The organism is Trueperaceae bacterium, from assembly GCA_019454765.1.
Classification (GTDB): domain Bacteria; phylum Deinococcota; class Deinococci; order Deinococcales; family Trueperaceae; genus JAAYYF01.
In genome coordinates this window covers 19,941-29,198 of sequence record JACFNR010000038.1, presented here as the reverse complement: position 1 = coordinate 29,198, position 9,258 = coordinate 19,941, and the positions used below count along the sequence as shown (strand labels likewise).

The following is a 9,258-nucleotide window of genomic DNA, read 5'->3' as shown; positions in this document are numbered from 1 at the left end:
CTGCTCGCCTCCATCGGCTTCTCGACGATATTCCCGTTCCTACCCAACTACGTGGAGTTCCTGGGCGTGCGCGGCTCGGGCTCGGTCATCTTCTGGGTGTCGGCCGTGTTCAGCGTGCAGGCCGTCGCGATGATGGTCGCCGCGCCCATCTGGGGCGCGGTCGCCGACCGCCACGGCCGCAAGCTGATGGTGGAGCGCGCGCTCTTCGGGGGCGCCGTCGTCATCTTCCTGATGGCGTTCGTGACCTCCGCCGAGGAGCTGACGTTCCTGCGGCTCGTGCAGGGCCTCACGACGGGCGTGGTCAGCGCGGCCAACTCGATGGTGGCCGCCGCCGCCCCGCGCGAGCGCCTCGGTTACGCCATGGGCATGATGCAGACCGCCTCCTGGGCGGGGGTGTCGGTGGGGCCGATGCTCGGCGGAGCGCTCGAGTTCTTCTTCGGTTACCGCCTGTCGTTCATCGTCACGGCCGTGCTGCTCCTGGCGGGCGGCTTCCTCGTGCTGTTCGGCGTGACGGAGCGCTTCGAGCGACCCGCCAACGTGGAGCGCGGCTTCGGGGGCATCGTGCACGCCTGGCGCGACGTGTTCAGGACGGCCGGGGTGCCGTTCGCCTACTTCCTGCGCTTCGCGACCTGGTTGGGGCGGACCATGCTCGTGCCGTTCCTGCCGCTGTTCATCGCCACGATCACCCTCGACAAGGACCTCGCCGGCATGTACACGGGCCTGGCCATCGGGCTCGCAGCGGGCTCGTCGACCATCAGCGGGGTGCTGCTCGGGCGGCTCTCCGACCGCATCGGTTACCGCCCGATACTGGTCGTCTCCACCTTCGCGTGCGCGCTCCTGTACGTGCCGATGGCGTACGTGAGCGGCGTCGGGCAACTGATCGCGGTCAACGTGCTGATCGGCTTCGCCACGGGCGGCGTCATGCCGTCGATCAGCGCCATGCTGGCTCACCTGACGCCGCCCGCCGTCGCCGGGTCGGCCTACGGCATCGACAACTCGGTCTCGTCGGCCTCCAACGCGGTGGCGCCGGCGGTGGCGGGCGCCATCGTCACCTTCACGAGCCTGCCGGGCGAGACGAACTACCGCACCATCTTCCTGGTCACGGCCGCCATCTTCTTCGTGACGGCGCTGATAGCCGCCCGGGGCCTGCCGCGGCGTTCCGACCCGGCGCCCAGCGTGACGCCGCGACCGCGCCCAACGAACTGAGCCCCAGGCGCCGGCCTCGGCGTCAGGGTGTCTGGTAGTAGGGGGTGTAGGTGCCGTCGGGGTTGATCTGGTACCAGACGTTGCGCGAGCTGTCGAAGACGAGCGGCTGGCCGTTCGGACCCTGGTACACCTCGCCCTGGCCCGGGGCGTACGGCAGCATCACGCCCTGGCCGCCGGCCGGCGCGTACTGGTCCACGCCGCGGACGACGCCGTTCATGTAGTCGGCGTGCTGCTGGTCGGCGGCGCGCTGCCCGTCCATCCAGGCGGCCACCCCGGCGTCGAACGCGGCGTCCTTGGCCTGAACGCCGGCCAGCCAGGCGTCGAAGCCGGCCTGGCGCTGCGCCAGCGACGCCTGTGCCGCCTGGTTCGACGCCTGCGCCGACTGCGCGGCCGCGGCGCAGTCGGCCGGGTTGCGTTGGCACTGGATCGCCATGCCGAGCTGGAGCGCCTGGGCGTCGGGCGTCGTCATGTCGCCGGTGGTGCTGCGGTAGAGGTCGATGAAGTACTGGTTGAGCCGCTGTATCTCGGCCTGGTTGGCGGCCATCATGGCCTGCACCTGCGCGTCGATGGCGGCCTGAGACGCCTGCAGTTGCGCCTGGATGGCGTCCATCGAGGCCATGGGATCCATGTACATGGCGCTGGGGTCGTAGCCGCCCGCGCCGTAGGCGGGGTAGCCGTACGCCTGGCCGCCGTACTGTTGGAGGCCGCCCTGCCGCTGCAGCGAGGAGCCCCCGACCGAGACGAGCTGCCCTGACTGGTCGCCGGCGTAGTAGACGAGGTTGAGCCATTGCCCGTCGGCGCTCGCCTGCGCTTCGAACCAGTAGCCTTGCTGCGCGTTCTGGATGCCGCCGTAGGCCCCGTAACCCGCGGCCTGCCCCTCCACCCGGTACTGGGCGCCGCCGGCCTGCAGGGTGCCGGTGAAGTAGCCGCCGCCCATCTCCTGCAGGGTAACGGCGACGCCGCCGGTGGGGTCGACGAACGAACCGGTGAAGTACTGCGCGGCGGCGACGGGCGCGAGCGCCGCGACGACGAGCGCGATTACGAACGGTGACGCCTTTCGCATGATGCCTCCTAGAACCTGGCCTCACGTTACGGGCGCGCCCGTTAAATCCGCATTAAGCGCGGTGAGCTGGCCCCCAGCCGCGCGGGGCGTCAACCGCCCTCGCGCCTGTACGGCTTGAGGAGGGCTGCGGGGTAGCTGGCGTTCCGCCCGGCGAGCGCGAGCACGAGGATGGTGACCAGGTAGGGGAGTGCGAGGAGGAGCTCGTACGGCACGGGCACCCCCTCGGCCTGAAGCCTGAGCTGCAGCGCCTGCACGAAGCCGAAGAGGAGGGCGCCGAGCAGGACCCGCACGGGCCGCCAGTTGCCGAAGATCACGATGGCGATGGCGACCCAGCCGCGGCCGCTCACCACGCCGTGCGTGAAGGCGCCGAGCTGCGCCAGGGTGAGGAACGCGCCGCCCAGGCCGATGAGCGCGCCGCCCATGGCGAGCGCCAGGTAGCGGACCCGGTAGACGTTCACGCCGGCCACGTCCACCGCCTCGGGGTTCTCGCCCACGGAGTGGAGCCTCAGGCCGAGCGTGGTGCGCCCTAGCAGCCACGCCAGTAGCGGAACTAGCAGGAGAGCGAAGTAGGTGAGGCCGTACTGACTGAACAGGGGCCCGAGCGGCGATTCCGGCAGCACGCGCCACTGCCCGAAGGCCTGCTCGAGGCTCGGTGGGGTGCTGCCGCCGCCGTAGAGGAGGCGGAAGAAGTAGAGGGCGAGCCCGCTCCCGAGCAGGGTGATGCCGAGGCCGGACACGTGCTGGTTCAGGCCGAGGGTGACGGTCAGGAGCCCCATGAGCAGCGACAGGAGCACTCCGGTGGCCACGGCCGCCGCCAGGCCGAGCCACAGCGAGCCCGACTGGTGAGCGGCCACGAAGCCGGTGAAGGCGGCCAGCAGCATGGTGCCCTCGATGCCGAGGTTGAGGATGCCGGCGCGCTCGATGAGCATCTCGCCGAGCGCCGCCAGGAGGATGGGCGTGGCCACGCGCAGCGCGGCCGCGACCAGGGCGATCAGGAAGATGCTCATGGGGCCTCGCTGCCGGACGCCGGCGCCGGCGTGGGGGCCGGGGCCTCGGCCGCCCGGGCGCGCGCCGGACGGTAGCGGGCGAGCAGGAGGACGGCGAGCGTCACGAGCAATAGGGTGGCCTGCACGACCTGGCCCAGGTAGGCGGGGACGCCGAGCACGCGGCTGGCCGAGGTGGCGCCGATGTCGATGAGGGCGAGGAACAGCGCGGCGGCCGCGACGCCCAGCGCGTGCAGCCCTCCGAACGTGGCGACGATGATGCCGGTGTAGCCGTACTCGGGCGAGATCCCCTCGATCAGGTAGTGGTGGATGCCCGCCACCTCGCCCACCCCGGCGATGCCCGCGACGGCGCCGCTGGCGAGGGCGGCGACGAGCACGGTGTTTCGCACGTTGACCCCGAGGAAGCGGGCGGCGCTCGCCCCCAGGCCCACGGCGCGGAGCTCGAGCCCGAGACGCGTGCGCGCCATCACCCACCAGAAGAGGAGCACGAGCGCCACCGCGACGGCGAAGCCGAGGTGGAGCCGCGAGCGCGCCACCAGCTGCGGGAACTCGGCCGCGGCGGCGATGGTCGGCGACCGGGGCCAGCCCGACACGGGGTCGCGCCACGGCCCGTTGAGGAGCCCGCCCACCAGGAGCAGGATCACCGAGTTGAGCAGGAGCGTGGTGACCACCTCGTCGACCTTGGCGTAGACCTTCAACAGCGCCGGGAGGAGCGCCCAGGCGGCGCCCGCCAGGACGCCGCCGATGAGCATGACGCTCACGGCGGCCGGTGGCGCCCACTCGCCGAGGCGCGGGCCCAGGTAGGCGGCGACCATGGCGCCCGCGTAGAGCTGCCCCTCGGCCCCGATGTTGTAGTAACCGGCGCGGAAGGCGATGGCCACAGACACCCCGGTGAGGAGCAGCGGGGTGGCGCGCACGAGGACCTCGAGCCGCGAGCTGCGCTTCGTGAAGGGGCGCACCAGCAGCTCGTAGAAGACGTCGAGCGGGTTGGCGCCCGACGCGGCGATCAGTAGGGAGGCGATCAGGAAGGTGACGAGGACGGCTATGACGGGCAGCGCCAACCTGAGCCACCAGGGCGCGGGCCCGCGTTCCCAACGCCACGGCCGCCGCTCACGCACGCGCGAACCCGACCCCTTCGCCCGCCATGAGCAGTCCGATCCTCTCCACGTCGGCGGCGTCGGCCGGCAGGTTGCCAACGAGGCGACCGCCGTACATGACGAGCACGCGGTCGGCGAGGCGCAGCACCTCGTCGAGGTCCTCGCTCACGAGCAGCACGGCCGCGTTGCGGGCGCGCTGTTCCAGCAGGCGTTGGTGCACGTAGGCGGTGGCGCCAACGTCGAGGCCGCGCGTGGGTTGCGCCGCCACGACGAGTTGGGGCTTGCGCGACAGGGTGCGTGCCAGCACGATCTTCTGGATGTTGCCGCCCGAGAGGGTGCGGACGCGGTCGCCCGGGCGGGCCTTGACCTGGTACTCGCCGATGAGGCGGTCAGCCTCGGCCGCCATTGCGCGCGCGTTCAGGTGCCCGGCGCGGGTGAAGGCGCCAAGGTGCTCGAGGGTGAGGTTCTCCCGCACCGTCAACTCACCCACCACGGCCTGGAGCCTGTCCTCCGGTATCCGTCCCACGCCGAGGGCGGCGAGGCGCGCGGGCGGAAGGCCGCTCACCCGCTCCCCGTGCAGGAGCACCTCACCGGCGGTGGGGCGCGTCATGCCCGTCAGCACGCTCACGAGCTCGCTCTGGCCGTTGCCGGCCACCGCCGCCACGCCCGCCAGCTCGCCGGGGTAGAGGTCGAAGGTCACGGAGTCGAGGAGCTTGACCCCGCGCTGGTCGAGGAGCGTGAGCCCCCTCACCTCGAGGAGGGGAACTGGGCGCGGCGGGACCCGCAGCGTGGCGGGGTCGGCCGCCTCGGCCTGGGTGAGCGAGGTTGGTGGCGCGCCGGCGACCGCCCCGCTGGGCGCGGGGCGCCGCGCGACCGGCGCGGCGTCGCGACCGATCATCAGGCGCGCGAGCTCGGCCTCGGTCGAGTCGGCCGTGGCTCGCTCGCCGGCCACGCGGCCGTGCCGCAGGACCACGACGCGCTGGCTGGCGCGCATGACCTCGCCCAGCTTGTGCGTGATGATGATGACCGCCAGCCCGCGGCGCGTGAGCCCGTCGAGCGTCTCGAACAGGCGCTCGGCGTCCTGCGGCGTGAGCACCGCGGTCGGCTCGTCGAGGATGAGCAGGCGGCAGTCGCGGTGCAGCGCCTTGAGGATCTCCACCCGCTGCTGCGCCCCCACCGACATTGCGCGCACCCGGGCCCGCGGCGCGACGCCGAGCCCGAAGCGCTCGGCGGTGGCCACCACCTCCGCCTCCAGCCGGCGCCGGTCGAGCACGGCGCCACCCTCGCGGCCCAGCACCACGTTCTCCACGACGGTGAGGCTGGGCACGAGCGAGAAGTGCTGCGTCACGAGGCCGATGCCGCCGGCGATGGCGTCGGCGGGGGAGCGGAAGCGCACGGCGTTGCCGGCGAGGCGGAGCTCCCCCTCGTCGGGTTGGTAGAGGCCGTACAGCACCTTCGTGAGGGTCGTCTTGCCGGCGCCGTTCTCGCCTAGTAGGGCGAGGACCTCGCCCTCCCTCACCTCCAGGTCCACGCCCGAGAGCGCCGTGAGCGCGCCGAACCGTTTCGTCACGCCGTGGAGGGTGACGAGCGGCGGGGGCGCGCTCACCTGTTCACGTTCCGTTCCGCTTCAGCGACCGGCCGGCCGCGTCACCGCGTGGTGGTGGGCGTTTCCTCGTTGATGGGCACGCGGAACAGCCCGCCGACGATCTCGGCCTCCTTGGTCTTCACGAGCTCGACGAGGTCCGCCGGCAGCTTGGCCTCGAACCCGTGGAACGGTGCCAGGCTGGCGCCGCCCTTGCCCATCATCGTGAAGTCCTTGAGGTCCTGGGCGGTGAAGGAGCCCTTGCTTACCTGGTCGATGACGTAACGCACGAGCGGTTCGAGGTGCCACACCGGCCCCGTGATGACCGTGTCGGGCGCGAGGGAGTTCTGGTCGCTCATGTTGCCGAAGGCGTAGGCGCCCCGCTCTTGAGCGGCCTCGATGACCCCGAACCGTTCCGCGAAGAGGACGTCGGCCCCGGCGTCGAGTTGCGCGAGCGCCGCTTCCTTGGCGGCGGGCGGGTCGAACCAGGAGTTGATGAAGCTGACGAGCACCTTGGCGTCGGGGTTGGCTTCCCTCACGCCGACGATGAAGGCGTTGACGATGCGGTTGACCTCGGGGACGGGGTAGCCGCCGACCACGCCAACCACGCCGCTCTCGCTCACGGTGCCGGCGATGAGGCCGGACAGGTAGGCGGGCTCGTGGATCCAGTTGTCGAACACGGCGAAGTTAGGCTCGACCGGCCCGAGGCCCGAGCCGAACGCGAAGGCGATGTCGGGGTAGTCGCGCGCCACGCGCCGCACGGCCTCCTCGTTGCCGAAGGCGTCGCCGAAGATGACGGCGGGCGCGTTCTCCTCGGCCACCTCGGCGAGGACACGCTCCAGGTCGCCGGCGTAGCCGAGGTCGTCGACGAACTCGTAGGTGATGAGCCCGGCCTGCTGGGCGTCGAGGAGGGCGGCGTGGATGACCCCGTCCCACGGCTCCTCGATGGGGGTGGCGTACACCGCGTAGACCTTGATGGGCGCCTGGGCGTTCGCGTAGGCGAACAACGTCGCAATAGCCAGTAGGATCCCGACCGCGAGCCTCTTCATGTTCACGCCCTTCCTGCCGACCGGTGGCCGGCACCCAACTGGTTTTCGGGGAGTATAGCAGGGGGTTCGCCCCGCGAGGGGGCGAGGGGGGTAGCCTTGAGTCAGGCGCGAGCCGCGCGGGGCGGGGACGCCGTCGCCAGCGGGCGCGGAACGAGGGAGGCAGCCATGGCCAAGCCGTTAGACCACCAGGCGATGCTGAGCGTCGCGCTCGAGGAGGCCCGGCAGGGGCTGGCGGAGGGGGGCATCCCCATCGGCGCCGCCCTCTTCCGCTCCGACGGCACGCTGTTGGGGCGCGGCCACAACCGTCGCGTGCAAGACGGCGACCCGAGCAGCCACGGCGAGACGGACGCGTTCCGCAACGCCGGCCGGCAACGGAGCTACAAGGACACGATCATGGTCACCACGCTCGAGCCGTGCTGGTACTGCAGCGGCCTCATCAAGCAGTTCGGAATCGGCACCGTGGTGGTCGGAGAGTCGCGCACCTTCAAGGGGGGCGCCGAGTGGCTCAAGGAGCAGGGCGTGAACGTCATCGACCTCGACGACCCCGCGTGCGTGCAACTGATGACGGAGTTCATCGCCGCCAAGCCCGAGCTCTGGAACGAGGACATCGGCGAGGAGTGACCCTGGCTGGTCGTCGCCGTCCGCGAGCGAGGCCTACCCGGCGGCCCGCCCGACGTGTGGCGCCGTCGGCACGGACGCGGCACCCCCACCAGGCATGATCGAGGGATGAGCGATGTCACGCTTCGCGCCGACGTCGCGGCGCTCGCGGGCGCAGGCGACCGCCAGGTCGGCTCTGCGGGTCACGCCGCCGCGAAGAGGTACTTGACGGGGCGGCTGGCTGGCCTCGGGCTCGAGCCTTACGCCGCCGACTACTCGCTGCCGTACGCCCCGGCCCTGGGCTTGTCCAACCTGGTGGCCGTCGTGCCGGGCCGCGACCGCGGCCTGGCGCCGGTGGTAGTTGGCGCGCACCACGACACCGTGCCGGGAACACCGGGCGCGGACGACAACGCGGCGGCGGTGGCTGCCGCGCTCGTGGTGGCAGAACGCCTCGTGACCCGGCCGGCCGAGCGCGACGTGGTCGTCGCGCTCTTCGACGCCGAGGAGCCCCCGTATTTCCAGGGTCCCTACATGGGTTCGACCGCCTTCTACCGCCGGCAGAGGCACGGACCGGTGCACGCGGCTGTCGTCATGGACCTGGTGGGGCACGCCACGCCCATACCCGGCGCCGCCGACCTGCTGGTCGTGACGGGCATGGAGAGCGACCCGGCACTGGGGGGTGTGGTGCGGGGCGCCGCCGGGTCACCACTCTCGCTGGTGACCGTGCCCAACCGCCACGTGGGCGACATGTCGGACCACCACGTCTTCCGCCTCGAGCGCGTGCCGTACCTCTTCCTCACGTGTGGGCGCTGGGAGCACTACCACGCCCCCACCGACACGCCCGGCAGGCTCGACTACCGCAAGCTGGCCCACGTGACCGACGTGGTCGAGACGCTGGTGAGGGGCGTCGCGGCCACCGAGCTGGCCGGCCCGTGGGAAGACCACGACACGACGGACGCCGACCTGGCCTCGGTCCGCGCGGCCCTGGGGCCGGCGGCGGCGGCGCTCGGGATCGAGCTACGCACGGACGCCGACCTGGGCCGGCTCGTGAAGGCGCTCATGCGGGGCACCGGCGTCTGACGGCCCTCGGCGCGGCGAGCCTCAGTCGCCGCGCCAGCCGCCAGTGTCCTCGGTGGCCGGGGCGGGCGGGGCGTCGTAGAAGGGCTCGAGCGGGTAGACGTACCCGAGTGACCAGTACGGCTCGTACCCCCAGTAGTCGTAGACGCCGGACCAGAAGCCGTGATGATCCGCTCGGGCTCGCTCGGGGTCGTACGACGGGGAGGAGTCGATCTTGCGGTAGTCGGCCGTCAGGTGTAGTCCCTCGGCGTCGGTGCGCTTCACCTCGTCGATGGGTACGAGGTACTGCCTGGCGCCCATGCCGAGGAAGCCGGCGCGCTCGACGTGCAGGAACCGCACCCTGCGCTCGGGTCCGTCCAGGAGTAGGTCGTCCACGGTGCCGATGTGATGATGGGCGCCGTCGAACACCTGCTTGCCGCGCACGTCGTTGCGGGGTTCGTTCGGCGCGAGCCCGGTCTCGTTGGCGCTCTGCAGCGCGTCCAAACCTTCGGGTGCGTGACCGGTCATGAGGCGCTCCGTTCCGGACCGAGACCGCGCTCGGTCACGCCTCAACGGTAAGCCCGCTGTCCTCATGCGGCGGGCG

Annotated in this window: 9 protein-coding genes; 3 read left to right on the top strand and 6 right to left on the bottom strand. The window is 71.8% G+C overall.

Annotated elements, in window-relative coordinates; translation table 11 throughout:
* On the top strand, positions 1-1,206 hold a 1,206-nt coding region (locus tag H3C53_10325), incomplete at its 5' end, for an MFS transporter (protein ID MBW7917062.1).
* 22 nt (positions 1,207-1,228) lie between these two features.
* Here H3C53_10325 and H3C53_10320 read toward each other — a convergent pair.
* The 5 genes from H3C53_10320 to H3C53_10300 form a co-directional block, all read right to left on the bottom strand.
* Positions 1,229-2,269: a hypothetical protein gene (locus H3C53_10320; protein ID MBW7917061.1), complete on the bottom strand. Its 1,041-nt coding sequence runs from the start codon at positions 2,267-2,269 to the stop codon at positions 1,229-1,231.
* 89 nt (positions 2,270-2,358) lie between these two features.
* Positions 2,359-3,276, bottom strand: coding sequence for an ABC transporter permease (locus H3C53_10315; protein MBW7917060.1), 918 nt, complete (start codon positions 3,274-3,276; stop codon positions 2,359-2,361).
* A complete protein-coding gene (locus H3C53_10310; protein MBW7917059.1) occupies positions 3,273-4,334 on the bottom strand; it encodes an ABC transporter permease in 1,062 nt (353 codons plus the stop codon). Before H3C53_10310 ends, H3C53_10315 begins: the two co-directional genes overlap by 4 nt.
* A gap of 49 nt (positions 4,335-4,383) precedes the next feature.
* Positions 4,384-5,976, bottom strand: coding sequence for an ABC transporter ATP-binding protein (locus tag H3C53_10305; protein MBW7917058.1), 1,593 nt, complete (start codon positions 5,974-5,976; stop codon positions 4,384-4,386).
* A gap of 41 nt (positions 5,977-6,017) precedes the next feature.
* Entirely contained in the window at positions 6,018-7,001 is a 984-nt protein-coding gene (locus tag H3C53_10300) for a BMP family protein (GenBank protein ID MBW7917057.1), read from the bottom strand.
* Positions 7,002-7,166: 165 nt separating this feature from the next.
* Here H3C53_10300 and H3C53_10295 point away from each other — a divergent pair, with 165 nt between their 5' ends.
* Positions 7,167-7,622 carry a nucleoside deaminase gene (locus H3C53_10295; GenBank protein MBW7917056.1) on the top strand — a complete coding sequence of 152 codons (456 nt, stop codon included), beginning with the start codon at positions 7,167-7,169 and terminating at the stop codon, positions 7,620-7,622.
* Between the two features lie 105 nt (positions 7,623-7,727).
* Positions 7,728-8,678, top strand: a complete 951-nt coding sequence (locus tag H3C53_10290; GenBank protein MBW7917055.1) for a M28 family peptidase — start codon at positions 7,728-7,730, stop codon at positions 8,676-8,678.
* Between the two features lie 21 nt (positions 8,679-8,699).
* Here H3C53_10290 and H3C53_10285 read toward each other — a convergent pair whose 3' ends face one another.
* The gene (locus H3C53_10285) at positions 8,700-9,182 is read right to left on the bottom strand and encodes a PRC-barrel domain-containing protein (GenBank protein ID MBW7917054.1); all 483 of its coding nucleotides are present in this window, start codon (positions 9,180-9,182) and stop codon (positions 8,700-8,702) included.
* Positions 9,183-9,258 lie beyond the last annotated feature (76 nt).

What these genes read in the sequence shown, in the direction of transcription:
- H3C53_10320 (MBW7917061.1), bottom strand. Translation starts at nt 2,269, where the DNA reads ATGCGAAAGGCGTCACCGTTCGTAATCGCGCTCGTCGTCGCGGCGCTC.
- H3C53_10315 (MBW7917060.1), bottom strand. Translation starts at nt 3,276, where the DNA reads ATGAGCATCTTCCTGATCGCCCTGGTCGCGGCCGCGCTGCGCGTGGCC.
- H3C53_10300 (MBW7917057.1), bottom strand. Translation starts at nt 7,001, where the DNA reads ATGAAGAGGCTCGCGGTCGGGATCCTACTGGCTATTGCGACGTTGTTC.
- H3C53_10295 (MBW7917056.1), top strand. Translation starts at nt 7,167, where the DNA reads ATGGCCAAGCCGTTAGACCACCAGGCGATGCTGAGCGTCGCGCTCGAG.
- H3C53_10290 (MBW7917055.1), top strand. Translation starts at nt 7,728, where the DNA reads ATGAGCGATGTCACGCTTCGCGCCGACGTCGCGGCGCTCGCGGGCGCA.
- H3C53_10285 (MBW7917054.1), bottom strand. Translation starts at nt 9,182, where the DNA reads ATGACCGGTCACGCACCCGAAGGTTTGGACGCGCTGCAGAGCGCCAAC.